This is a genomic window from Shimia sp. (genome assembly GCF_039969785.1).
Taxonomy (GTDB): Bacteria; Pseudomonadota; Alphaproteobacteria; order Rhodobacterales; family Rhodobacteraceae; genus Shimia.
Window position 1 is genome coordinate 75,749 of record NZ_JBDVNC010000018.1, and the last position, 23,348, is coordinate 99,096.

The 23,348-nt window shown below is 57.7% G+C and carries 24 protein-coding genes; 6 read left to right on the forward strand and 18 right to left on the reverse strand.

Translation table 11 applies throughout. The annotated features are described in order from the left end of the window. Positions 1-160: 160 nt before the first annotated feature. The 10 genes from ABJI08_RS09790 to trpS form a co-directional block, all read right to left on the reverse strand. Entirely contained in the window at positions 161-1,690 is a 1,530-nt protein-coding gene (locus ABJI08_RS09790; RefSeq protein WP_348401650.1) for an ABC transporter ATP-binding protein, read from the reverse strand. Beyond that, entirely contained in the window at positions 1,687-2,043 is a 357-nt protein-coding gene (locus tag ABJI08_RS09795) for a molecular chaperone GroEL (protein WP_348401651.1), read from the reverse strand. The genes ABJI08_RS09790 and ABJI08_RS09795 overlap by 4 nt, the downstream gene beginning before the upstream one ends. Before the next feature lie 79 nt (positions 2,044-2,122). Further along, positions 2,123-3,112, reverse strand: a complete 990-nt coding sequence (locus tag ABJI08_RS09800) for a BMP family ABC transporter substrate-binding protein (RefSeq protein WP_348401652.1) — start codon at positions 3,110-3,112, stop codon at positions 2,123-2,125. A gap of 151 nt (positions 3,113-3,263) precedes the next feature. Next, on the reverse strand, positions 3,264-3,686 hold the full coding sequence (locus tag ABJI08_RS09805) for an N-acetyltransferase (RefSeq protein WP_348401653.1): 423 nt from the start codon (positions 3,684-3,686) through the stop codon (positions 3,264-3,266). Continuing rightward, complete coding sequence (gene tsaB, locus ABJI08_RS09810; RefSeq protein WP_348401654.1) at positions 3,683-4,273, reverse strand: tRNA (adenosine(37)-N6)-threonylcarbamoyltransferase complex dimerization subunit type 1 TsaB; 591 nt, start codon at positions 4,271-4,273, stop codon at positions 3,683-3,685. Before tsaB ends, ABJI08_RS09805 begins: the two co-directional genes overlap by 4 nt. Positions 4,274-4,516: 243 nt before the next feature. Continuing rightward, positions 4,517-5,080, reverse strand: coding sequence for a NifU family protein (locus ABJI08_RS09815; protein ID WP_348401655.1), 564 nt, complete (start codon positions 5,078-5,080; stop codon positions 4,517-4,519). Positions 5,081-5,152: 72 nt separating this feature from the next. Beyond that, entirely contained in the window at positions 5,153-5,743 is a 591-nt protein-coding gene (locus tag ABJI08_RS09820; protein ID WP_348401656.1) for a 2-hydroxychromene-2-carboxylate isomerase, read from the reverse strand. Positions 5,744-5,746: 3 nt separating this feature from the next. After that, entirely contained in the window at positions 5,747-6,202 is a 456-nt protein-coding gene (locus ABJI08_RS09825; RefSeq protein WP_348401657.1) for a universal stress protein, read from the reverse strand. A gap of 68 nt (positions 6,203-6,270) precedes the next feature. After that, entirely contained in the window at positions 6,271-7,134 is an 864-nt protein-coding gene (locus ABJI08_RS09830; protein ID WP_348401658.1) for a branched-chain amino acid aminotransferase, read from the reverse strand. A gap of 166 nt (positions 7,135-7,300) precedes the next feature. Next, positions 7,301-8,341, reverse strand: a complete 1,041-nt coding sequence (trpS, locus tag ABJI08_RS09835; protein ID WP_348401659.1) for a tryptophan--tRNA ligase — start codon at positions 8,339-8,341, stop codon at positions 7,301-7,303. 73 nt (positions 8,342-8,414) lie between these two features. Between trpS and ABJI08_RS09840 the strand changes: the two genes are divergently transcribed. After that, positions 8,415-9,101 (forward strand): rhomboid family intramembrane serine protease, encoded by a 687-nt coding sequence (locus ABJI08_RS09840; protein ID WP_348401660.1) that lies wholly within the window; start codon positions 8,415-8,417, stop codon positions 9,099-9,101. Here the strand turns inward: ABJI08_RS09840 and ABJI08_RS09845 are convergent, their stop codons facing one another. The 4 genes from ABJI08_RS09845 to ABJI08_RS09860 all read right to left on the reverse strand — a co-directional run bounded on the left by ABJI08_RS09845 (position 9,102) and on the right by ABJI08_RS09860 (position 15,186). Then, positions 9,102-9,620 carry a DUF308 domain-containing protein gene (locus ABJI08_RS09845; protein ID WP_348401661.1) on the reverse strand — a complete coding sequence of 173 codons (519 nt, stop codon included), beginning with the start codon at positions 9,618-9,620 and terminating at the stop codon, positions 9,102-9,104. 82 nt (positions 9,621-9,702) lie between these two features. Continuing rightward, a complete protein-coding gene (gene murJ, locus ABJI08_RS09850; protein WP_348401662.1) occupies positions 9,703-11,247 on the reverse strand; it encodes a murein biosynthesis integral membrane protein MurJ in 1,545 nt (514 codons plus the stop codon). Beyond that, entirely contained in the window at positions 11,244-13,976 is a 2,733-nt protein-coding gene (locus ABJI08_RS09855) for a [protein-PII] uridylyltransferase (RefSeq protein WP_348401841.1), read from the reverse strand. The genes murJ and ABJI08_RS09855 overlap by 4 nt, the downstream gene beginning before the upstream one ends. A 37-nt stretch (positions 13,977-14,013) precedes the next feature. After that, positions 14,014-15,186 carry a penicillin-binding protein activator gene (locus ABJI08_RS09860; RefSeq protein ID WP_348401663.1) on the reverse strand — a complete coding sequence of 391 codons (1,173 nt, stop codon included), beginning with the start codon at positions 15,184-15,186 and terminating at the stop codon, positions 14,014-14,016. A 95-nt stretch (positions 15,187-15,281) separates the two neighbouring features. Between ABJI08_RS09860 and rsmI the strand changes: the two genes are divergently transcribed. From rsmI to gshB, 3 genes are all read left to right on the forward strand, one after another. Further along, positions 15,282-16,139, forward strand: a complete 858-nt coding sequence (gene rsmI, locus ABJI08_RS09865) for a 16S rRNA (cytidine(1402)-2'-O)-methyltransferase (RefSeq protein WP_348401664.1) — start codon at positions 15,282-15,284, stop codon at positions 16,137-16,139. 69 nt (positions 16,140-16,208) lie between these two features. Further along, on the forward strand, positions 16,209-16,535 hold the full coding sequence (locus tag ABJI08_RS09870) for a YraN family protein (protein WP_348401665.1): 327 nt from the start codon (positions 16,209-16,211) through the stop codon (positions 16,533-16,535). A gap of 63 nt (positions 16,536-16,598) precedes the next feature. Continuing rightward, entirely contained in the window at positions 16,599-17,534 is a 936-nt protein-coding gene (gene gshB, locus ABJI08_RS09875) for a glutathione synthase (RefSeq protein WP_348401666.1), read from the forward strand. Here gshB and ABJI08_RS09880 read toward each other — a convergent pair whose 3' ends face one another. The 4 genes from ABJI08_RS09880 to cobU form a co-directional block, all read right to left on the reverse strand. Next, positions 17,535-19,049: a YifB family Mg chelatase-like AAA ATPase gene (locus ABJI08_RS09880; RefSeq protein ID WP_348401667.1), complete on the reverse strand. Its 1,515-nt coding sequence runs from the start codon at positions 19,047-19,049 to the stop codon at positions 17,535-17,537. 69 nt (positions 19,050-19,118) lie between these two features. Continuing rightward, positions 19,119-19,985 carry a glutathione S-transferase gene (locus ABJI08_RS09885; RefSeq protein WP_348401668.1) on the reverse strand — a complete coding sequence of 289 codons (867 nt, stop codon included), beginning with the start codon at positions 19,983-19,985 and terminating at the stop codon, positions 19,119-19,121. Positions 19,986-20,043: 58 nt separating this feature from the next. Beyond that, on the reverse strand, positions 20,044-20,622 hold the full coding sequence (locus ABJI08_RS09890) for a histidine phosphatase family protein (RefSeq protein WP_348401669.1): 579 nt from the start codon (positions 20,620-20,622) through the stop codon (positions 20,044-20,046). Continuing rightward, positions 20,619-21,140, reverse strand: coding sequence for a bifunctional adenosylcobinamide kinase/adenosylcobinamide-phosphate guanylyltransferase (cobU, locus tag ABJI08_RS09895; protein WP_348401670.1), 522 nt, complete (start codon positions 21,138-21,140; stop codon positions 20,619-20,621). Before cobU ends, ABJI08_RS09890 begins: the two co-directional genes overlap by 4 nt. A 32-nt stretch (positions 21,141-21,172) precedes the next feature. Here cobU and ABJI08_RS09900 point away from each other — a divergent pair, with 32 nt between their 5' ends. Together ABJI08_RS09900 and coaBC are read left to right on the forward strand one after the other, a co-directional pair. Next, complete coding sequence (locus ABJI08_RS09900; RefSeq protein ID WP_348401671.1) at positions 21,173-22,045, forward strand: ChaN family lipoprotein; 873 nt, start codon at positions 21,173-21,175, stop codon at positions 22,043-22,045. Positions 22,046-22,114: 69 nt separating this feature from the next. Continuing rightward, a complete protein-coding gene (gene coaBC / locus ABJI08_RS09905; RefSeq protein ID WP_348401672.1) occupies positions 22,115-23,311 on the forward strand; it encodes a bifunctional phosphopantothenoylcysteine decarboxylase/phosphopantothenate--cysteine ligase CoaBC in 1,197 nt (398 codons plus the stop codon). Positions 23,312-23,348 lie beyond the last annotated feature (37 nt).

Sequence of the window (23,348 nt, forward strand, 5' to 3'; positions counted from 1 at the left end):
TCCCCTTTATGGGCCGGACACGTCCGAGTACCGGCGCGACCTAAATGTAGCGCAGAGATGCCAGGCACATCCCAATCACGATCCCAACCCATACGAGCCAGTTTTCCCGAAAATGCCGACGCAGGCGCCACAGCTTTTTTGACATGCGTAAGTACTTTCATCAGGCATTTTCTCCGTCAATTCCTGCCATCAACAGACCCAATTCTTTTTCGTTGGTCTGTGCGGGCAGGCGTTCGCCCATGATATGTCCGTCAAACATCACGGCAATCCGGTCAGCCAGTGACAATACTTCTTCCAGTTCGACGCTGACCAGCAAAATGGCTTTGCCCTGATCGCGCAGATTGACGATTTGCTGGTGGATGAATTCGATTGCGCCAATGTCAACACCGCGGGTGGGCTGGCCAATCAGCAACAAATCCGGGTTGCGTTCAATTTCGCGGGCCAGCACAATTTTCTGCTGGTTGCCGCCGGAGAAATTCTTGGCTGCAAGTTTGGGATGTGGCGGACGCACGTCGAACCGGTCCATTTTTTCCTGCGCCAGTTCCTGAATACCGGCGTTGTCCATCAGCATGCCGGATTGATAGGCCGGGTCGCGGTGATAGCCGAACACGACGTTTTCCCACGCCGAGTATTCCATGATCAAACCCTCGCGCTGGCGGTCTTCTGGCACATGGGCGATGCCTGCGTTGCGACGGGATTGGCCATGCGCGCCTTTGCCCGTCAGCGGTATTTCAGTGCCGTTCACGCGGATCGTGCCGGTCGCCTCGGCAAACCCGCCCAAAACTTCAAGCAATTCGGACTGGCCGTTGCCCGCCACGCCAGCAATGCCGAGAATTTCACCTTTGCGCACGGTCAGGTCGATGCCTTTGACACGCTCAACGCCTTTGTCGTCGATCACGCGCAGGTTCTGAACCTCAAGCACAACGTCACCGGGGGTGGCCGGGACTTTGTCGACGCGTAGCAGCACTTTGCGCCCCACCATCAATTCAGCAAGATGTTCCGGGCTGGTTTCGGTTGTTTTAACAGTGGCGGTCATTTCGCCACGTCGCATCACCGAAACGGTATTGGTGATGTCCATGATTTCCCGCAGCTTATGCGTAATCAGGATGATGGTTTTACCCTCTTCGCGCAGCCGGTCGAGGATGCGGAACAGCTGGTCCGCTTCGGCCGGGGTCAGCACGCCGGTGGGTTCGTCGAGAATAAGAATGTCGGCCTGTCGATACAGCGCCTTGAGGATTTCAACGCGCTGCTGGTGTCCGACCGACAGGTTTTCAATCAGGGCATCCGGATCGATGTTCAGTTCGTATTCCTGCGCCAGATGCGCCAGCTCTTTACGCGCCTTGGCCAGTGATGGGCGCAACAACCGGCCATCTTCTGCGCCAAGGATGATGTTTTCCAGCACGGTGAAATTCTCAACCAGCTTAAAGTGCTGAAACACCATGCCGATGCCTGCTGAAATGGCGGCCTGGCTGTCGGGGATCAGGGTTTTCTGCCCCTTGATGAAAATCTCGCCTTTGTCGGCTTTGTAAAACCCATAAAGGATTGACATCAAAGTGGATTTTCCGGCGCCGTTTTCGCCGATAATGCCGTGAATCGTACCGGGTTGGACCGAGATTGAGATATCCTTGTTGGCCTGTACCGGGCCAAAGGCCTTGGATATGCCTTTGAGTTCAATGGCCGGGGCTGTCATTCAGGCTCTCCCAGTCCGACGAAGCCGGTCATGCGGGCAGGGCGCGACTGGTCGTCAGGTTCGATGAAATACTGACCGAATTGTTTCATACCGTCCGCCATGGCGAATTCCACGGTGGCGCGCTGCGTTGATCCGGTTGTGCTGAGGTTTACGACGCGGGCCGAGGCGCCGGGGGCGTATTCGGTATACATCGCGATATAGCCGATAAGCGCGTCAATGTCGGTGAGCGCGTCAGATGTGCGCGGGTCAAGGTAATAGAGCTCGGTGGGCAGGATGGCGCGCAAAGTAGCCGCGCGCGTGTCCGGGTTTGGGTCACCCCATGCCTCGAAAAAGGTTTCGACTGCGTGTGACATCGGACATCCTTGCTAAGAAGGGCCGCGCCGCAATGGCACGGCCCTGTTTCACGTTTCGATAATCAGCAAAAAACGCAGATTATTCGACCGGGCAGGTGTTGTCTGACATGTAGTCATGCACCTTGAGGTCGCCCGCAGAGATCTTGTTTTTCGCGTCGTCCACGGCGTTTTTCATGGTCACTGGAACCAGACCCTTGTTGTGCTCGTCCATGGCATAATCGATGCCGCCATTGGCGACGCCCATCACGCTAAAGCCGATGCGCAGCTCTTCGCCTTCGGTCATGGCTTCGAACACGGCGTTGTCGACGCGTTTCATCATCGAGGTCAGAACCTTGCCTGAGTGCAGGTAGTTCTGGTTGCTGTCCACACCAATCGACAGGATGCCTTCGTCGGCGGCGGTTTGCAGAACGCCCACGCCTGTACCGCCAGCCGCGGCATACACCACGTCAGCACCTTGCGAGATTTGCGCCTTGGTCAGTTCAGAACCCTTAACCGGGTCATTCCAAGCGGCAGGTGTCGTGCCGGTCATGTTCTGGATCACGGTTGCGTCTGGATTGGCCGCCTTAACGCCCTGAACATAGCCACACGCGAATTTGCGGATCAGCGGGATGTCCATGCCGCCGATGAAGCCGACGGTGCCCGATTTAGACGCCATGCCAGCCATCATGCCCACGAGGTATGAGCCTTCGTGTTCGTTGAAGACAACGGAACGCACGTTAGGCTGATTGACCACCATATCGATGATGGCGAATTTGGTGTCAGGATAATCAGGTGCCACTTCGTCCAGCACGTTGCCAAAGGCAAAGCCGGTCATAATGATAGGGTTTGAACCTGCTTCTGCGAACCGGCGCAGGGCCTGTTCACGCTGGGCTTCGGACTGAAGCTCGATTTCGCGGAACGTGCCGCCGGTCTGGCTGGCCCAACGCTGCGCGCCGCTAAAGGCCGCTTCGTTGAAGGATTTGTCGAACTTGCCGCCAAGGTCGAAAATCAGCGCTGGTTCAGCAAGAGCTGCGCCAGCCGACAGAGCAACGCCAGCGGCGGCCCCAAGAAATTTTTGCATCAGGGTCATGAATGTCTCCCATATGTTGGTCGGGCCAGTCGTTGACAATGCCAGCCCTTCATTTGATTGATCCTGAAAGATCACCTGCCAAGTAAGGCGACTGTCAGCGGGGGGGTCAACCTGTTTTTGACCATCTGGCCGAGATTCAGAGGAAGAGGCCTCACTGCCCTTGGGTCAGCGGTTTGAACATTAAGCGCGCGGCGACATGAGTTCCGTCGGATCGGGTATAGTAATCAGGGCGCTGGCCCCCGGTTTGGTACCCCCGCGAATCGTAAAGGGAAATTGCAGACAGGTTGTCCTGCGCGACCTCAAGAAACGCGCGGGTCGCGCCACGGGCCTGCGATTCGGCTTCGAAAGCGTCCAGCAGATCGCGGCCGATTCCGCCGCGTCGTGCATCGGGATGCACGGCCAGTGTCAGCAATTCGCATTCATCCGCCACGCAACGTCCCAGCGCAAAGCCCTGAGGGCGGGTGACAGCGAAAACGAGCGGCGAGGTCAGCAAATCGCGTATTTCCCGCGCCGACCAGGCGCGGGTGTCAACAAAGGCAGCGGCGTGCAGATCGGCGAGGCCCTGGGGCGTCATTCGAAAATGACCGGTGCGGGATCGCGTGGCGGGGCGGCATCGGCGGGTTTGATGTAGAGTGGGGCAGGGCGGACGGGTGATTTGGTGTACCCGGTGGCGGCATAGCGCGCGATATTAACCACCAGCTGGTCCGGCGAAGGGGGCAGATGAATCGGCAAATCAAAAGCGTGTGGCGGCGCGGCCAGCATCGGGGAAGGTGTGTCCGGATGCAGCACATAAAGCTGATCGCGCGGGGCTGGCACGGCAGCAATATGTGGGTCCGAGTGGTCCAGTGAAAGCGCCTGAAACGTCGAAACTCCAACTGCCGGGATCGCAAGACCCAGCGCGAGCCCCCTTGCGGCGGAAACCGAAATCCGAATGCCGGTGAAATTGCCCGGACCTACGCCGACGCCAATGGCGCTCAGATCGTTCCATTGCGTGTTTGCGTCGTTCAGAACGCGCTCCAACATGGTCATCAGATGTTCAGCCTGACCACGTTTCATCGGGTCGTAGGCGCTGGCCAACACTTTGGCACCTTGCATCAGAGCCGCCGCGCAATAGGGGCCGGATGTATCAAAGGCGAGAATAAGAGGAGAGGTGTCGGACATATCGGTGCCGTGTTGTTGCAGTCAAAACCGCGCGGCCTGTTTTGGCATGGCGGCGTTTCATCAGTGTTTAGCCATGGCAGGGCATTGTCAAAATGGCAATGGAATTGAATGCGCGATACCCTCGGAGCGATGAAAACAAGGCGCGGTCAATGTAGGGGCGTTTTAAATGCAAACGGACGGCGCTGAAATGGCACCGTCCGGAATTTCGTGTTGGTTTGACCGCAGTCGATTTGCGCCTGTGCCTCAGACAGCGACCGGGCGCACCTCGGTCACTTCGGGGATATAGTGGCGCAGCAGGTTCTCGATGCCCATTTTCAGGGTCAGAGTCGAGGACGGGCAGCCAGCGCAGGCGCCTTGCATGTGCAGATAAACAACGCCGCGATCAAATCCGTGAAAGGTGATGTCGCCACCATCCTGAGCGACGGCAGGGCGCACGCGTGTGTCCAGAAGTTCTTTGATCTGACCAACAATTTCGCCATCTGGCCCGTCATGGTCTGCATGGCCCGAAGCCTGAACCGCGTCTGAGGCCATAACCGGCTGACCCGACTGGAAATGTTCCATAATCGCGCCCAGAATGGCGGGTTTGATGTGGTCCCATTCAACGCCATCTTCTTTGGTGACTGTGACGAAGTCCGTGCCGAAAAACACGCCTGCGACGCCTTTGATCGCAAACACACGTGTCGCCAGAGGCGAGGCCGAGGCACCATCTGCAGTCGGAAAATCCGCTGTGCCCATTTCCAAAACAGTCTGTCCCGGAAGGAATTTGAGAGTGGCCGGATTTGGTGTGGATTCAGTCTGAATGAACATATTACATGCACCTTTTTTGTCTTACCCGAGATATGCGCCTCTGTCAGGGCAGTGTCAAGGTTTAGAACTATTCTAATCTGGTGCGGCCCAGTCCAACGCAGCCTCCAGACGGTCGTCGCCCCAGAACACTTCTTCGCCAACAGTGAAACTTGGCGCGCCGAACAGCCCAAGCGCAATTGCCCGGTCGGTCTGATGGCGCAGTTCAGTTTTGATGGCCGGGTCTTGCCCGGCGTCCAGGAGCGTGACGGACAGGTCGGCCTGTGCGAGGCAATTTTGCAGGACCTGAGGGTCGGCTATGTCGGCGCCTCCACCAAATTGCGCTGTATAGACCGCACGGCAAAACGCAGGCATTTGCGGACCAGCGGCCAGCGCAATGCGGGCGGCCAGCAGACCGTTCCGGGGGAAGGGATCAGGGCGCGTGAATGGCAGGTCGCGAGCTTTGGTCAAACGGTCCATATCACGCCACATATAGCGCCCTTTGGCCGGGTAGACATTGAACGGCGACGTGGGCCACCCTTGTGCGGCAAATATCGGACCCAAAAGGAAAGGACGCCACCGCACGACAACATCGCACCTGCGGGCGAGGTCCTGGATACGCATGGCGCTGAGATATGAGTAGGTGGACGCGAATTCGAACCAGAAATCAAGCGTCGCACCGGCCATCGCTCAGGTGACGGCCTCAAGCTGATCCTTGGACAAATCCCCCGGCACGATGGTGACCGGAAACGGCAGGCTGCCCGCGTTGCGCGTCAATTGAGAAACCAGCGGACCGGGGCCCTTGCGGTCAGTGCCCGCCCCCAACACCAGAATGCCAATTTCCGGATCGTCTTTGATTTCGGCAAGGATCTCAGAGACAGCTTCGCCTTCGCGCACGGTCAGTTCGGGATCAACATTCTGACGGTCGCGCATCCATTTGGCGAACACTTCGAAATGCACTTCGATCCGTTCACGGGCCTCTTCGCGCATAATGTCGCCAACACCGATCCAGTGATTGAATTCTTCCGGTTCGATAATTGACAGGATTTTGACACCACCGCCGGTATTAGACGCCCGCATAGCCGCAAACCGCATGGCATTCAGGCACTCGCGGCTGTCATCCAGTACCACAAGAAACTTACGCATGGTTGTTCTCCATTTTGTGCAGATCATGACCGGTCGGTCAGATCGGCGCAACCGATATTCATGCCCGGTCAGGCGTTTGAATGCGCCCAGTCCCAATACATTTCGCGGGCCCGGCGGGTGACGGGACCAACCTGGTACTGGCGGTCTTCAAAGGCGGTGACGGGGGTGACTTTGTTCATATTGCCAGACAGGAACACTTCGTCGGCGCCTTCAAAATCGGCAAAGCTGAGCACGGATTCATGTACGGTCATACCGTCTGCACGCATATTGCTGAGGTGACGCGCGCGGGTGATGCCAGCCAGAAACGTTCCGTTCGGGATTGGCGTAAACACTTCGCCATCGCGCACCATAAAGACATTCGCGGTGGCGGTTTCTGCGACGTTGCCCAAAGCGTCGGCCACAAGGGCATTGGAAAACCCTTTGGAGCGGGCCTCGGTCAGCATGCGGGCGTTGTTTGGATAAAGGCACCCGGCCTTGGCATTGACAACGGCGTCCTCCAGCACCGGGCGGCGAAACTGGGTCTGGGTCAGAGTAACGGACGCTTCGGGCGCGGCCATCGGGATTTGCTCCAGACAAATGGCAAACCCGGTTTCATCCTTGCTGGGCACAATGGCCGTAGAATCCCCGCCAATGCCCCAATACATCGGGCGAATATACACGGCGCTGTTGGTGTCAAAAGCCTTGAGACCGTCGCGGATGATGTCGACCATATCTTGCGCAGATACAGTCGGATTGAGCATCAGCGCCTCGGCGGACCGGTTGGCGCGGGCGCAGTGCTTGTCCAGATCGGGCATAATCCCCTCAAAGAACCGCGCGCCATCAAAAACGCCAGAGCCAAGCCATGCGCCATGATCTGCGGCGCGCATGACCGGGATGTCGCCATCATGCCATGCGCCATTGAAATAGGTTCGGATATTTGTGCCAACTGCCATGGGTGTTCCCTCTCTCGCCAGTGGCGACAGTAGGCTTGGCGAGGGGGGAAGGTCTACAACAAAACGCGCCCTGGCGGATGTCGGTCAGAGCGGGGTGTCGCATGGACGAGAAAGGGGCGCGGCATGAACCGCGCCCCTGACGCATAATGATTGGCGTCTGGTGTCGTCAGGTCGACGAAATCATACCGACAATGTCGTAGGCTTTCTTGAGGATCGGCGTCGCCAGCGTGCGCGCCTGATTGGCGCCGTGACCCAGAATGCGGTCAATTTCCGCGGGTTCTTTCATCAAACGCGCCATTTCCGAAGAAATCGGCGCCAGCTTTTCAACCGCCAGCTCCGACAGGATCGGTTTGAATTCTGAGAATTGCTTGCCACCCATATCCCTGAGCACCGCGTCTACCGTTTGATCGGACAATGCCGAATAAATGTTCACCAGATTGCGCGCCTCTGGGCGGTCTTCGAGCCCTTTTTCCTCGGAAGGCAGCCCATCCGGGTCGGTCTTGGCCTTGCGGATCTTTTTGGCGATGGTGTCGGCATCGTCGGTCATGTTAATGCGGCTGGCGTCAGACGGATCGGATTTGGACATCTTTTTGGACCCGTCCCGCAGGCTCATCACACGTGTGGCGGCGCCTTCAATCACCGGCTCGGTGATCGGGAAAAAGTCGACGCCAAAGTCGTGATTGAATTTGGTGGCGACATCGCGGGTCAGTTCAAGGTGCTGTTTCTGATCCTCGCCCACGGGCACGTGGGTGGCGTGATAGATCAGGATATCCGCCGCCATGAGCGCAGGATAGGCAAACAGGCCCAGCGAAGCGTTCTGCTGGTTCTTGCCTGCCTTGTCTTTCCATTGTGTCATCCGCTGCATCCAGCCCATGCGGGCGACGCAGTTAAATATCCATGCCAGCTGGGCATGTTCGGGCACCTGACTTTGGTTGAACAGGATGGATTTGTCCGGGTCGATGCCAGCCGCAATGAACCCGGCGCACAGTTCGCGCGTGGCATGGCGCAGCTTTTCGGGGTCTTGCCAGACGGTGATCGCGTGCAGGTCAACCATACAATAGACGGTCTCGAACGAGCCTTCATTCTGCATGTCAACAAAGCGCTTCATCGCGCCGAGATAGTTACCGAGGGTCAGGCCGCCCGAGGGTTGGATGCCCGAGAAGACGCGCTGGGTAAAGTGAGAAGACGTTTGGACCGCCTCGTTCATGGGAATACTCCGTCTGGATTTAAGTGTGCGCTTGCCTTACCCATGGGGTAAATCGCCGTCAAGGAGCGTAAAAATGAGCAGTCCCGAACCCCAGAGCCCAATTAATCCATTGCCGCCCGTCGTTGCGGCGTTGTTTCTGATCATTGTTGGCATCGAAACGGCGTTCTGGCTGGGAAGCAAAGGCATCGTTGGTGGCCCCGGCGCGGTGGGCTGGCGGCTGGCAGCGGTCCAGAAATACGCGTTTTCGACTGATATTTTCCAATGGATGCTGGCCAATGGCAGATGGTCGCCGGAACATCTTTGGCGCTTTGTGACCTATGCGTTCATACACGGCAACTTTACGCACGCTTTGTTTGGGGGCGTGTTGTTGTTGGCGATGGGCAAGATGGTCGGAGAGGTGTTTTCGGCCATTTCCACGTTAACAGTATTTCTGTTGTCCAGTGTGGTCGGCGCGCTTGGCTATGCGTTGATCACCGGAAGCTCGGTGCCGTTGATCGGGTCTTACCCTGGTGTTTACGGGTTAATCGGGGCGTTTACGTTCTTGTTGTGGATACGGTTGGGGCTGGTTGGAGCGCCACAAGCGCGTGCCTTTTCGCTGATTGGGATGTTGATGGCGATCCAGCTGATTTTTGGCCTGATTTTTGGCAGCAATCCCGACTGGGTTGCGGATGTCTGCGGATTTGGAACCGGTTTTCTGCTGTCTTTCCTGCTGGTGCCCGGTGGGTGGCGGCGGATCCGCGAAAAGATCCGCCGCGACTGATCAGGCGTCCTGGTTCTTGGCAACAATGGCCAGCGCAATTGCGCTGACGCCATTGGACAAAAGTTCGATACCCAGCAGAACGCCCAAAACAACCGTTGCTGATTGCGGGAAGTTGGACAGCACCATCACGCCCAGCACAATCGAGACCAGACCAGATATCATCAGGGCGCTGCGCATGGGGCCTTGAGCGCCGGAAAATCCGACCCAGGCCTTGAAAATTCCCGAAACCAAAAACATGATCCCGGCGATCATGGTCAGCGCGACCAGACCTCTGAGCGGTTCAGCCAAAAGATTTAGGCCGATGATAAGTGCGACCAGACCCAACAGTGCACCCAGCACTTTATGCCCGACGCCCTCGGCCCTGAGGCCCGCAATAATTTGAATGAACCCAAGAATAAAAAAGCTCCATCCGGTGATCAGTGTTGCTGTCACCGAAGCAGCAAATGGATTTAGTAATGCAATAATGCCTGCCACAAGTGACAGGATGCCGACCAGCAGCATGATAACCCAATTGGACATGTTCTCTCTCTCCGTTCGTCGCGAACTGAAGCGATGTAACGTCAGATTTGGGGGAAGGTGCAACAGGTATTTTGGTTAAAGTTCAGCGGGATCTGCGCGCGGCGTTCCGTAATTCGGAAAACCGAAACGCGCCGGTGATGTGAGAGCTCACAAAATAGGCGACGCTGCCCAGACTGATCAGCGCAATCAGCGCGATATATCGCCAGCCATCGGCACCAAGCCACGGGCTGAGAATGACGGTGCTGATCCAAAGAGTTGCCGCCATAACCGCCGATGACACGCATATGCGCCAGATCCGGCTGCGCAGACGGTCATCGAACCGGGCGACCTTGCCATATCGGCGCGCACCTGCGCCGAGCTGTGCAACCATGATCCACGCCGAAAAGGATGCCGCCACAGCCGGAGCCATCCAGCCAAGCAGAGGCGACAGACCAAATGCCAGTGTCGCATTCACAATCATGGCCCAAACCGCATAGTGGAAAGGGCGTTTGGTGTCCTGTCGTGCAAAATAAAGCGGTTGCAATAGCTTTTGCAGCACAAAAGCCGGCAGTCCCAGCCCGTAGATGGCCACGGCGACGGCAATGGAGGCACTGTCATCTGATGACGTGGCACCGCGTTCAAACAGAACTGAGACCAGCGGCAATGGGATCACAAGGAAGGCCACCGCACAGGGAATGGTCAGAAACAGGGCGAATTCACCCGCCCGCGAGAATGCGTAGCGTGCGCCTTCATCGTCTTTGGCCTCCAGCCGACGCGACAGGTCTGGCAACAACACAATACCCACCGCAATACCCACGACGCCAAGTGGCAATTGATACAGCCGGTCTGCGGCGAACAGCCAGCTGACCGCGCCAGGGGTGGAGGACGCGACGATCTGGCCGACCACGAGATTGATCTGCATAACCCCTGAGGCCAGCGCCGCAGGTACGGCTACGCGAACCATCTTGCTCATTTCCGGTGTCCAGCGCGGGCGTCCGGGGCGAATAGAAATCCCTGCGCGCGTGGTTGCGACCCAGACAAGCGCTAACTGCGCCACTCCGGCAATCGGAATGGTCCAGACCAGCCAGAGAACAATGTCGCCTCCGACGGCGGCGCCAATGATCAGCGCGGGGACAACCAGAATATTCAATAAAACAGGTGCCGCCGCCGCGGCGGCAAACCGACCGGTTGCGTTCAATATGCCCGAAAACAATGCGGCCAGAGACATGAAGAAGATATAGGGAAACACGATATGGCCAAAACCAACGGTCATATCGAACCGTTCGTCGCCATAAAACCCTTCGGCAGTGATCCACACCAGCGCAGGCATACAGATCATGGCCAATGCGGTCAGCACAAGAACCGCGCTGGCCAGCAGGTTAAATGCATCGCTGGCGAATTCTTGCGCGTCGTCATCGGCCTGATATTTGCGCGAAAACATCGGCACAAAAGCTGCGTTAAATGCCCCTTCGGCAAAGAAGCGGCGGAACATATTGGGCAGGCGAAAAGCCGCGACAAAAGCATCCAGCGCGCTGCCCGGACCGATGTAGTTCAGGATCAGAATTTCACGTGCAAAGCCCAGAACGCGGCTCATCAAAGTCCAGAACCCTACTGTCAAAAAACCCCGTATCAGCCGGACAGGTTTCAAGTCTTGGCCCTCGCAGCGCCTTTTTCAATAGCCTCGCGCAGGCGTTTTTCCAGAGTACGCTGTTTCGATTCCGTGTGAAATTTCAGCCCGAACATGTCTTTGACGTAAAAGCTGTCGACCACCTGCTCTCCGTAGGTCGCGATAACGGCCGAGGCGATATAGACATTGCCGTTGGCCAGCGACCGGGTCAGATCAAACAGCAAACCGGGGCGATCCCGGGTGTCGACTTCGATGATGGTGTAAATTTCCGAGCCTTCGTTGTCGAAGGTGATCGTGGTTGGCACCTTAAAGGCGCGTTCACGCTTTTTGATCACATCGCGCGACTTGATCGCTTCGGCTGGCGCAACTTCGCCTTTGAGCGTGCGATCAATCATTTTGCGCAGCCGCGGCAGGCGGGCAGATTCGTAAGGGTGTCCCTCGGAATCCTGGATCCAGAATGCCGCCGTGGCATAGCCATCCTTGGACGTGAACGTGCGTGCATCCACAACGTTGGCCCCAACAAGCGCAAGTGCGCCAGACAATCGTGAAAAGATGCCGGGGTGGTCTGCCAGTGCAAAGCACACGCGGGTGGCGTCGCGGTCTTCATCCGGGTGCAGGTCGATCCGGATTTCGTTGTCCTGAATATCGCGCAGCAATTCGGCAAACACGGTGTGTGCCGTGATGTGCAGCCCCTGCCAATAGGGGTCGTAATGGCGCCCGGTCTCTTTCTTGATGTCCTTTGGCGCCCAATCGGCAAGCTCTTTGCGCAGGAGTTTTTTGGCCTCAACACCGCGGTTTTCGCGGGTGATGGCTTCCATACCATCTTCCAGCACAAGCCGGGTTTGACGGTAGAGCGCGCGCAGCAAAACTGCTTTCCAGTTGTTCCATGTGTCCGGACCAACGCCGCGAATGTCACAGACGGTTAAAACGGTCAGCAGGTTGAGCCGGTCCACAGTCGACACGGCCTTGGCGAAATCACGGATCGTACGCGGGTCGGCAATGTCGCGTTTTTGCGCCATATCCGACATCAACAAGTGATGCCGGACCAGCCATTCGACGGTTTCGCATTCTGCCTTGGGCAATCCCAGATTGGGGGCGACGCGCCGTGCGATCTGAGCACCCAGAACCGCGTGGTCAATGTCGCGTCCTTTGCCGATGTCATGCAGCAAAAGCGCCACCATCAGCGCGCGCCGGTTGATCCCGGATTTCAGAATTTCGCTGGACAGCGGCAGTTCTTCGCGAAGTTCTTCGCGTTCGATTTTGTCAAGGTTGGCGATCACCTGAATGGTGTGTTCGTCAACCGTATAGGAGTGGTACATATTGAACTGCATCATCGCGACGATGGGTTCAAAGTCGGGAATAAACGCGGACAAAACACCCAGTTCGTTCATGCGACGCAAGGCGCGTTCGGGATTGCCGTGTTTGAGCAGCAAATCAAGGAAAATGGTGCGGGCTTCTTTGTCGGCGCGCATGCCATCATCAATCAAATGCAGATTGCGCTGGATCAACCGCATGGCATCTGGATGGATCAAAAGTCCGGTGCGCAAACCTTCTTCAAAGATGCGCAGCAAGTTGACCTTGTCCATCAAAAATGTCTGTTCATCAACCAAAGCCAACCGGTTGTGGATCACCTCATACAGAGGCTTCACACGCCGACGGCGACGGAAAATACGTTCCAGCAGCGGGGCAGGTTTGGCATGGATCGCCTCGAGCCGGGTCAGCAGGATACGGGTCAGATCACCAACAGATGTGGCATGGCGGAAATAGTCCTGCATAAAGTGTTCAACAGCACGCCGCCCACCTTTGTCGGTGTAGTGCATACGTTCGGCCACGGTGACCTGAACGTCAAAATTAAGCTGTTCAACCGGGCGCCGGGAAATGAGGTGCAAATGTCCGCGCACTGCCCAAAGAAAATTTTCGGCCTTGAGGAACATGTCGAGTTCGTCACGTCGCAGCACGTCGAGTTCAACAAGCTCGGCAACCTCTTGCACGTGGTACACGTATTTGGCAATCCAGAACAAAGACTGCAAATCGCGCAGGCCGCCTTTGCCTTCTTTTACATTCGGCTCGACCACATAACGTTCGCCGTGTTTCAAATGACGCGCTTCACGTTCGGACAGCTTGGCTTCGATAAATTCGGTTTCAGTGCCGGTAAAAAGATCAGCCTGAAGGCGTGTTTCCAGCTCGTCGCTCAGCGGGGCATGGCCATCCAGAAATCGGTGTTCCAAAAGGGCTGTGCGAATGGTGAAATCTTCTCGCCCCAGCCGCAGGCAATCCTTAACGGTGCGGCTGGCATGCCCAACCTTGAGACGCAGGTCCCACAGGATGTAGAGCATGGATTCAATCACGCTTTCGGCCCAGGCGGTGATTTTGTAGGGCGTCAGAAACAGCAGATCGACATCGGATTGCGGCGCCATTTCACCACGACCGTATCCCCCAACGGCAAATAGCGCGAGGCGCTCACCTTCGGTCGGGTTGGGCAGCGGATGAATATATGTGGTGGCCACGTGGTAGGCGCAACCGACCAGACAATCGGTTAGCCAGGTGTAAGATCGCGTCATCCGACGAGCTTTGAACGGTTGCTCACAAAACGCCTCTGCGATGCGTTCCATACCGCGATTACGTTGTTCAGCAAGCACCTTGACGACACCGCCGCGAAACGACTGGCCGTCAAGGTTTTCTTGATGCAACGCCTCGATGCGGGCAATGACGGCTTCACCGTCAAAGATGTCACGATGCTCGCAGATCAGTGCGCGTTTGGGCAGCGGGCGAAATGGGTGTTCCGGTTCAGAAACCGGCTCCGCCGAATCGTGATGGGGCAGGGTCAATAATCACCACCTTTTTATCGCGGATCGTGGCAACAGCCAGTCCGCGTTCATTCGTACCATCGGCGCGAAGGCGGAAGATGCCGTTTACGCCCTGAAATCCAGCCCCTTGAGTCAGGGCTCCGGTGGTCAATGCATCGCGTTTGCCTGCCTTGACCAGTGCGCCGATCGCCGCAATGCCGTCATAGGCGAGGCCACCAATGGGATGGGGCAAGCCGCCATAGGTTTGCGCATAGCGCGTTTGGAACTGCTGATTCAAGCTTGGATCAGGCATCGCAAACCATCCGCCCTGAACGCCGGGCAATTCCAGTGTCTGAGATGGGATGTCCCAGCGGGTTAGTCCCATATATTGCGTTGTGGCCGGGCTGAGGCCTGCTTCGGGCAGCAATTGTGTCAGCAATGGCAGCGCGCCAGAGGTGTCAGATGTCAGGAAAATCGCGTTTGCCTGATTCTGATCCGCGGTAAGTTTGATCTGCGACGTAGCTGCAATCACGCCCTGCTGCGAAAACTCATAACCGATTGTGCCTGCCGCAGTTGCGTGTTGGCGAGAGATTGCCGAAAGGATCGCATTACGCCCAATCTGACCAGAAGCGTTGTCTGCATGCACAACCATGATCTGGTCTTTGGCATTACGTTTGGCATATCCCACCAAACGATCTGCGGTGTTATCAAAGGTCGCGCCCAGAACAAACAGGTTGCCGCCAGCGATATTGGTGTTGTTGGAAAATGCCAGAACATTGACATCGCGATTGGCCACGGCCTTGGCGGCTGAATTGGCTGCTTCGGCAAAGACGGGTCCCAGAATGATCTTGGCACCTTCGTTCACCGCCTGAATGGCAGCCCCATGTGCCGTGTCAGCCCGACCAGCTGTTGGATAGATCCGCAGATCAATCTGCACGCCCTGCAAGTCAGCAATGGCGAGCTTGGCAGCATTTTCAAGGCTCTGCGCCAAAAGCGCATCGCCGGAATCGCTTGATCCCTTGGGAATCAGCAGCGCAACCGGGACCGGCGCCCCAGGTGTGATGGACGGCCCGGTGCTCAGACCAGTTGGTTCGCAGGCAAAAAGCGCAAAACTGGCCAGTCCCAGCGTTGCCCCTTTCAGAAACTTGCGGGCGCGTTTAAGAAAAGCAAACATCATAAAATTCCACTCCCAGAAGGGTCGGGTCCGCAAATTTGATCCGGCCGCCCGATTGGGGGAGATAATAAACGTACCGGAAGGCGGGTCCAGAGGTGAATCACAAGACCGAAAAATTGCAGCCCGGGTTGTACTTTGTCGCCACACCTATCGGGACGGCGCGCGATATTACGCTGAGAGCGCTGGACGTGCTGGCCTCGGCAGACGTGATTGCAGCCGAGGATACCCGGTCGATGCGGCGCCTGCTGGAAATCCATGGGGTGCCTTTGGGGGACCGCCCGCTGCTGTCTTATCATGACCATTCCGGTGCGGGCGCGCGGGACAAGCTGATGACGTTTCTGGCAGAGGGCCGGTCCGTGGCATATGCGTCCGAGGCTGGAACGCCGCTGATTGCGGACCCTGGATATCATTTGTCCCGTGCGGCGGCAGAGGCCGGGCATGGCGTAACGTCTGCGCCGGGGCCGTGCGCGATTATCACCGCACTCACACTGGCCGGACTGCCAACGGATGCGTTCTTTTTCGCAGGATTTTTGCCAAATACGAGCAAGGCGAGATGCACGGCGTTGGCAGCGTTAAGTGATGTACCGGGCACGTTGGTGTTTTACGAATCCCCCAAACGGGTTGCTGACATGCTGAAAGACGCGGCTGCAACGCTGGGCGGCACGCGCGAGGCCGCGATTGGGCGTGAATTGACCAAGAAGTTCGAAGAGGTTTTGCGCGGTACGTTGGATGAATTGTCCCAAGGCGCGGCCGAGCGTCGGTTCAAAGGGGAAATTGTCGTTCTGATTGACCGCGCTCGCGGTGAAACTGACAATGCGGATGATATTGAAACGGCATTAAAGGAAGCTTTGAAAACAATGAGCTTGCGGGACGCGTCCGAAGTGGTGGCGCAGGCTTACGGCGCGCATAAACGGAAAATTTATCAGTTGGCCCTAAAACTCAAACAGGATTGAGGACGGAACGAGGGCGATGTGCGCAAAACCTCTGATACTTTCAGATCAGAAAGGAATTACCACGCCGGGATGGCAGCAGAGGATAGTGTCGCGCGCGCGTATACCGGTCAGGGCATGACTATCGCGCATCGTCGCTGGCGCGGGCAAGGCGGCGAGATTGATCTGATTGTGCGCGATGGCGAAAAAGTGATCTTTGTCGAAGTCAAGAAAAGCAGATCGCATAATCAGGCGGCAACGCGGGTCTTGCCCAGCCAAATTGCGCGGATTCAGGCAAGCGGAGAAGAATTTCTGGGCAGTGAACCAAACGGGTTGCTGACCGAGGCGCGGTTTGATGTGGCGCTGGTTGATGCGATGGGGCGGACGGAAATCATTGAAAACGCGCTGATGATGGCCTGAGCGGGCATTGCAAGCAGATTGTTCTTGCACCATGTATTGGGGGCATCAAAAGAGGTTGCCCCAATGAAGATTGCCTTTCAGATGGACCCGATCCAATCGGTAGACATCAACGCGGACAGTTCGTTCCGGCTGGCCGAAGAAGCGCAGGCGCGCGGACACGAGCTGTTTTATTATTCTCCCGACAAACTGGCCTATGAAGAAGGCGAAATTACCGCGCGCGGGCAGACCATGACGGTGCGGCGCGAACAGGGCAATCATGTTGATATTGGACCAGAAACGCGGGTGAATTTGCGCGACTACGATGTGGTCTGGCTGCGTCAGGATCCGCCATTTGACATGCATTATATTACGTCGACGCATCTTTTGGACCGGCTGATGCCCGAGACGCTTGTTGTGAACGATCCGTTTTGGGTGCGCAATTACCCCGAAAAACTGTTGGTGCTGGACTTTCCTGATCTGACACCACCCACCACCATTGCGCGTGATCTGGACACGATCAAAGCGTTCAAGGAAAAGCACGGCGACGTCATCCTGAAACCGCTTTATGGCAATGGTGGCGCGGGCGTTTTCCGGCTGGATCGCAATGACCGCAACCTGACGTCGCTGCACGAACTGTTCTCTGGTTTCAGCCGGGAGCCTTTGATTGTGCAGAAGTTCCTGCCCGATGTGAGCAACGGCGACAAACGCGTGATTCTGGTGGATGGCGAGCCCGTGGGCGCAATTAACCGGGTACCAGCCGCCGGTGAAACCCGCTCCAATATGCATGTCGGCGGCCGCCCTGAAAAAGTGGCGCTGAGCGCGCGTGATCTTGAGATTTGCGCGGCCATCGGGCCGCTGTTGCGCGAAAAGGGTCAGGTTTTTGTCGGGATCGACGTGATTGGCGATTATCTCACTGAAATCAATGTGACGTCCCCCACCGGCATTCAGGAACTGGAACGTTTTGACGGCATCAATGTAGCCGAAAAAATCTGGCAAGCGATTGAGGCGAAACGCGCCTGATCAAAGCTGTTTGGCCGATGTCAGCCGGAAACTGACCGCTTCGGCAACATGTGGTTTGCGCACCTGTTCGCTGTCGGCGAGATCGGCAATGGTGCGCGCCACCCGCAACACCCTGTGATAACCGCGCGCCGTCAGGCCGAAGCGCTGCGCGACTTTGCCCAGAAAATCGCGCCCTTCCGCATCCGGCGCGGCAATTTCGTCCAGCACACTGCCCTGGGCATCCGCATTGGCGCGCACCGTGTCTGAAGCCTCATATCGCCTGGCCTGAACGATTTGAGCCTGACAGACGCGTTCGCGAACAGTTTGCGACGAGTCTCCGCTCGCTGGAAGTTCGAGATCTGTATAGCTGACCGGGGGCACTTCGATGCGCAGGTCCAACCTGTCCAGCAACGGACCAGACAAGCGCCCCAGATAGTCGTCACCACAGGCCGGGACGCGGGCACATGCACGTTCGGGGTCAAACATATGGCCGCAACGACAGGGATTGGCGGCCGCAACCAGCATGAAACGGCAGGGATAGGTGACATGCGCGTTGGCGCGGGCGATCATTACCTCACCGGTTTCAATGGGTTGGCGCAAGGTTTCCAGCACGGGGCGTGAGAACTCGGGCAATTCATCCATGAACAAAACCCCGTTATGCGCCAGCGAAATCTCTCCGGGGGTGGCGCGTCGTCCGCCCCCGACAATCGCAGCCATCGAGGCCGTGTGATGGGGTTTGCGAAACGGGCGGGTGCGCGAAATGCCACCCTGATCCAGCAACCCGGCAATCGAATGGATCATCGAGGTTTCCAGCGCTTCTGCCGGACTAAGCGGGGGCAGGATTGACGGCAAGCGCGCGGCGAGCATGGATTTTCCAGAGCCGGGCGCGCCGACCATGAAAAGATGGTGACGACCCGCTGCCGCAATTTCTAACGCACGTTTGGCGCGTTCCTGTCCCTTGACTTCGCACAGGTCCAGTCCCGTTGCGTTCTGCAGAACCTCGCCGGGTTCCGAGGGGGGAAGGGGGGATTGACCGGTGTAATGGCGAACCACATCGGCCAGCGAATTGGCGCCAATCACCTGTGTAGAGGCGACCCAGGCCGCCTCGGACCCGCTGGCCTGAGGGCAAAGCAAACTGCGCTGATCCTGGGCGGCTGACATCGCGGCGGGCAAGGCCCCGGTGACCGGGACCAGTGATCCATCCAACGACAGCTCGCCCAGCGATACCGTGCCCTCGGATGCGTCTTCGGGGATAATGCCCAATGCGGCCAGCAATGCGACCGCAATGGGCAGATCAAAATGGCTGCCTTCTTTGGGCAGATCGGCAGGCGACAGGTTAATTGTGATGCGTTTTGAGGGCAGCGCGATGGCCATGGATGAGAGTGCAGAGCGTACGCGGTCGCGCGCCTCGGACACGGCTTTGTCCGGAAGGCCAACGATAGAAAACGCCGGGAGACCGGGGGTTACGGCGCATTGCACCTCGACCTGATGCGCCTCGACCCCCTCAAATGCCACGGTATATGCCCGTGTAACCATCGTCGCCCCTTTCACCAGCCCTGTTAAGATTGGTAAACGGAAGATGGTTAGCGAATGGTAAAGACCGCCCTATAAAAGCGCCATAAAGGCGGGCCAGGCGGCGGGATCAGCGACGGTTTTGTTCCGGCAGAACGCATTGCAGAACCCAAAGCGCCGCCCCTCAAGCTCTAAAACATGGCTGACCGGTTTGCCGGAATAAGGGCAGCTTTTGTTCTCAGAATCCGTCCCGTCAACCGCCTTGGCGGCAAGCGGTTCGGGGCCTGGCCATGGGCGGGTGTCAAAGGGTTTTGCATAGCGTTTCAGGGTCGCACCATGCACCAGCCCCATCGCGCGCCAACGCCGAAACGCCGGGTCATTTAGGTGGGCATCGACATAGGCCTGCGCGTCGGCCCCCACCGGTAGATTATAGCCAGCAATGCGCGCCGCAACGGGCGCAAAAAAGGCGTCTGCTGCGGTGTAGGCGCCACATAACCATGGCCCGTCACCACCACATGTTGCGCGGGCATGGGCCCAGATGAGTTCCAGCCGCTTGAGGTCCGCCAGCACGTCATCCGATGGGTGGCTGTCGGCATAGCTCAGCCGCACGCTCATAGGACAATCCGTGCGCAACGCGCCAAACCCGGAGTGCATTTCAGCGATCAGATTGCGGCATGTGGCGCGTGCCAGCGGATCAGACGGCAAATGACCCGCGTCCGGGTGGCGGGAGGCCAGTTCCTCGGCAATTGCGAGGCTGTCTGAGACAATGGCGCCTTCTGGTGTGCGCATCGCGGGCACCGTTTTGGCCGGAGCATAGTCTTTTAGCTGCTCGCTGACCGGTATTCCGGAAAAGTCCAACAGTTGGGTGGTCCGGTCGATCCCGAATTTTTCAAACAAAAGCCAGCCGCGCAGCGACCAGGATGAATAGGCGTAGTCGCCGAGAATAAGTTGATAGGTCATGGTGTTAGGCTACTGGATTTGATTGCATCGCCAAAACGAAAGATTTTGACGGATACCATCACGGATTGTGATTTATATGCCCGAGTGACCAGCCCGACGGGTTGATCGAAACGGATGTGACAGACAAATTGTCGATCCGGTGGGAGAATGCCTCGTAGGCGGTCAGGCGTTCGGCCCGTTGGACCTGGGACAGGATGACGCCGAAATGGGCCACTGCAATGATGTCCTGTCCCGGATGTGCCGTGATGACCCGGTCAATGGCACGGTCCACGCGCGCCGTGACTTCGTGCCAGCTCTCGCCATTGGGGGGGCGCACGTCGCCGGGGGTTTCCCAATAGGCGCGGATGCGTTCGGGGTCTGTTGCCTCGATATCGGCAAAATTCCTGAGCTCCCAGTCGCCAAAATGAATTTCGCGCAGATCTGTATCATGGGGCAGGCGCGTGTGCGATTTTTGGAGCGCATCCGCCGTGGCACTGGCGCGCGACAGGTCAGAACTGATCATAACGGCCTGATCGGGCAGGAAATCGGACAGGCGTTGAATGGCCGCGGTGTCTGACAGGTCCGCAGGCAGGTCGGACCAGCCAACCATGGTTTTGGCGTGGGTTGGGCCATGACGCACAAGGTACAATGTGGTCATGGCAACGTGCCTTTCAGCGTTAACGGCAACCCGGCGACAACCAGAACGGCCGCATCTGCCTGAGCCGCGATTTTTTGGTTCAGCTTGCCCTGAGCATCCCGAAACCGGCGGGCGAGTGCGTTATCAGGTACGATATCAAGGCCCACTTCGTTGGAGACAACAACAACTTGCCCAAGACAGGATTGCAACGCCGCTAACAAACGGTTGGTTTCCCCGTCGATGTCTGATTCTGCGAGCAGATGATTTGACAGCCACATCGTGGCGCAATCCAGAAGGACCACCTCGTTTGGGGCAACTTTGGCAAGCGCATCGGCAGCCCCAAGAGGCGTTTCGACGGTGCGCCAATCGGATCCGCGCATCTTAAGATGCTGCGCGATTTTGAGCCGCATTTCATCGTCAAATGCCTGCGCGGTCGCCAGATAAACCCTTGGCGCGCGGGTGTTGACGACCAGTTGTTCCGCAAAGGCCGATTTGCCCGAAGATGCCCCACCCAGGACCAATGTCAGTTTCGCAAGCATGGCATCCCACTTTGACGTAATCTCGGGCCAGAGTGCTTAAATCTGAGGGCAAGCGCAAGATGCGCAAAGGGGTTGTACCGTCCCTGTTCGGGTGCCATGTCTCGGGTATGAGATTTATGATGTGCCTGACGTTAACCGTGTTTGCTGCCCCGCTGGCCGCCGAAATTATCACACCTGATCAGATAGAACGTTTTCGCGAAAGCGACGTGGTTTTTCTGGGCGAGCTGCATGACAACCCGCATCACCACGCCAATCAGGCGGCGGCGGTGTCCGCGCTGCGCCCCGGAGCGGTTGTGTTCGAGATGCTGACCCCGGATAAAGCCGCATTGATTACGCCTGAATTGCTTTCGGATGAGGGGGAACTGGCGCGCAAATTGGACTGGGCACAAAGCGGATGGCCTGATTTCGCGATGTATTATCCAATTTTCCAAGCCTCTGAGGGGGCGATGATCCTTGGGGCGCAGGTTACAAGAGAAGACGCGCGGGCCGCTGTGATGGGGGATGGCGTGACGGCGCGATTTGGCGAAGATGCCGATCAGTACGGCCTGACAGACGCTTTGCCCGAGGCGCAGCAATCCCGACGTGAAGCGATGCAAATGTCGGCCCATTGTGATGCGCTGCCCGAGACGATGCTGGCTGGTATGGTCATGGTTCAGCGATACCGGGATGCGACACTGGCGCGCGCGGTGACGCACGCCGCGCATGAGGTCGACGGACCGGTTGTGGTGATCACTGGCAACGGTCACGCGCGTACCGATTGGGGGGTGCCGTCCCTTTTGCCCAAGGAGCTGAACGTGGTGTCCATTGCGCAACTGGAACAACCACCGGAGCCAGGCCAGCCGCATGATTACTGGGTTGTGACCGATCCGGCGGAGCGCGAAGACCCCTGTAAGGCATTCCAATAAAGCCAGATTGCTTGTGTCGCGCAGGTTGGCAGCCTAAGTTTGGGCTGATGAATTGAGAAAGGTCTCAAAATGCTGACAGACAAGCGCATTCTGCTAATTATCGGCGGAGGAATCGCTGCCTTTAAGTCGCTTGAACTGATCCGGCGGCTGCGTGAACGCGGTGCGTGGGTGACGCCGGTGCTGACGCGGGCTGGAGCAGAGTTTGTCACGCCTTTGTCGGTCTCGTCGCTGGCGGGTGAAAAGGCCTATGCCGATCTGTTTGATCTGACGGATGAGGCCGAGATGGGGCATATTCAGCTGTCCCGGTCTGCGGATCTGATTGTTGTGGCTCCGGCGACGGCTGATCTGATGGCCAAGATGGCGCATGGATTGGCCAATGATCTGGCGTCGACGCTGTTGCTGGCCACGGACACGCCGGTTCTGGTGGCACCCGCAATGAACGTGCGCATGTGGGAACACCCGGCGACGCGGCGCAATGTGTCAACGTTGCGTGGGGACGGGATTTCGTTTGTTGGCCCCAACGAGGGCGAGATGGCCTGCGGGGAATACGGCCCCGGGCGTATGTCAGAACCGCTTGAAATTGTTGCGGCAATTGAAATGGCTTTGGCCGAAGGACCGTTGACCGGGCGGCGCGTGCTGGTCACGTCTGGCCCAACTCACGAACCAATTGATCCGGTGCGCTATATCGCCAACCGGTCTTCGGGCGCGCAGGGCACGGCGATTGCGCGGGCTTTGGCGGTGATGGGGGCGGATGTGGTGTTTGTCACCGGCCCGGCCGAAGCAGACCGGCCGGAAGGCGCGCATATCGTTGAGGTCGAAACCGCAGCAGAGATGATGGCAGCGGTACAATCGGTGATGCCGGTTGATGCCGCCGTGTTTGCCGCTGCGGTGGCAGACTGGCGTGTGGCCAGTGCGTCGGACAGTAAGATAAAGAAAAATAACGGAAAAATTCCAACTTTGGACTTTGCCGAGAACCCGGACATTCTGGCCAGTGTGAGCCAGATGGGCACAGGGCGACCTGATCTTGTTGTTGGGTTTGCGGCGGAAACCGATGACGTGATTGCCAATGCAACAGCCAAGCGCACCCGCAAGCAATGCGACTGGATCATCGCCAATGATGTCAGCCCGGAAACCGGGATCATGGGCGGGACGGAAAATGCGGTGACGCTGATTTCCGATGAAGGTGCCGAGACGTGGCCGCGCATGGGCAAAGACGAGGTGGCCCATCAGTTGGCGTCGCGTATCGCCGATGCGTTGGATGCTTAAAAACGTCGTGATTTCAAACCGATAAGAGCGGGACAAC

Excerpts from the sequence above, each read along its gene's own strand:
- ABJI08_RS09790 (WP_348401650.1), bottom strand. The coding sequence starts at position 1,690 with ATGACAGCCCCGGCCATTGAACTCAAAGGCATATCCAAGGCCTTTGGC.
- ABJI08_RS09795 (WP_348401651.1), bottom strand. The coding sequence starts at position 2,043 with ATGTCACACGCAGTCGAAACCTTTTTCGAGGCATGGGGTGACCCAAAC.
- ABJI08_RS09800 (WP_348401652.1), bottom strand. The coding sequence starts at position 3,112 with ATGACCCTGATGCAAAAATTTCTTGGGGCCGCCGCTGGCGTTGCTCTG.
- ABJI08_RS09805 (WP_348401653.1), bottom strand. The coding sequence starts at position 3,686 with ATGACGCCCCAGGGCCTCGCCGATCTGCACGCCGCTGCCTTTGTTGAC.
- tsaB (WP_348401654.1), bottom strand. The coding sequence starts at position 4,273 with ATGTCCGACACCTCTCCTCTTATTCTCGCCTTTGATACATCCGGCCCC.
- ABJI08_RS09815 (WP_348401655.1), bottom strand. The coding sequence starts at position 5,080 with ATGTTCATTCAGACTGAATCCACACCAAATCCGGCCACTCTCAAATTC.
- ABJI08_RS09820 (WP_348401656.1), bottom strand. The coding sequence starts at position 5,743 with ATGGCCGGTGCGACGCTTGATTTCTGGTTCGAATTCGCGTCCACCTAC.
- ABJI08_RS09825 (WP_348401657.1), bottom strand. The coding sequence starts at position 6,202 with ATGCGTAAGTTTCTTGTGGTACTGGATGACAGCCGCGAGTGCCTGAAT.
- ABJI08_RS09830 (WP_348401658.1), bottom strand. The coding sequence starts at position 7,134 with ATGGCAGTTGGCACAAATATCCGAACCTATTTCAATGGCGCATGGCAT.
- trpS (WP_348401659.1), bottom strand. The coding sequence starts at position 8,341 with ATGAACGAGGCGGTCCAAACGTCTTCTCACTTTACCCAGCGCGTCTTC.
- ABJI08_RS09840 (WP_348401660.1), top strand. The coding sequence starts at position 8,415 with ATGAGCAGTCCCGAACCCCAGAGCCCAATTAATCCATTGCCGCCCGTC.
- ABJI08_RS09845 (WP_348401661.1), bottom strand. The coding sequence starts at position 9,620 with ATGTCCAATTGGGTTATCATGCTGCTGGTCGGCATCCTGTCACTTGTG.
- ABJI08_RS09860 (WP_348401663.1), bottom strand. The coding sequence starts at position 15,186 with ATGTTTGCTTTTCTTAAACGCGCCCGCAAGTTTCTGAAAGGGGCAACG.
- ABJI08_RS09870 (WP_348401665.1), top strand. The coding sequence starts at position 16,209 with ATGGCAGCAGAGGATAGTGTCGCGCGCGCGTATACCGGTCAGGGCATG.
- gshB (WP_348401666.1), top strand. The coding sequence starts at position 16,599 with ATGAAGATTGCCTTTCAGATGGACCCGATCCAATCGGTAGACATCAAC.
- ABJI08_RS09880 (WP_348401667.1), bottom strand. The coding sequence starts at position 19,049 with ATGGTTACACGGGCATATACCGTGGCATTTGAGGGGGTCGAGGCGCAT.
- ABJI08_RS09885 (WP_348401668.1), bottom strand. The coding sequence starts at position 19,985 with ATGACCTATCAACTTATTCTCGGCGACTACGCCTATTCATCCTGGTCG.
- ABJI08_RS09890 (WP_348401669.1), bottom strand. The coding sequence starts at position 20,622 with ATGACCACATTGTACCTTGTGCGTCATGGCCCAACCCACGCCAAAACC.
- cobU (WP_348401670.1), bottom strand. The coding sequence starts at position 21,140 with ATGCTTGCGAAACTGACATTGGTCCTGGGTGGGGCATCTTCGGGCAAA.
- coaBC (WP_348401672.1), top strand. The coding sequence starts at position 22,115 with ATGCTGACAGACAAGCGCATTCTGCTAATTATCGGCGGAGGAATCGCT.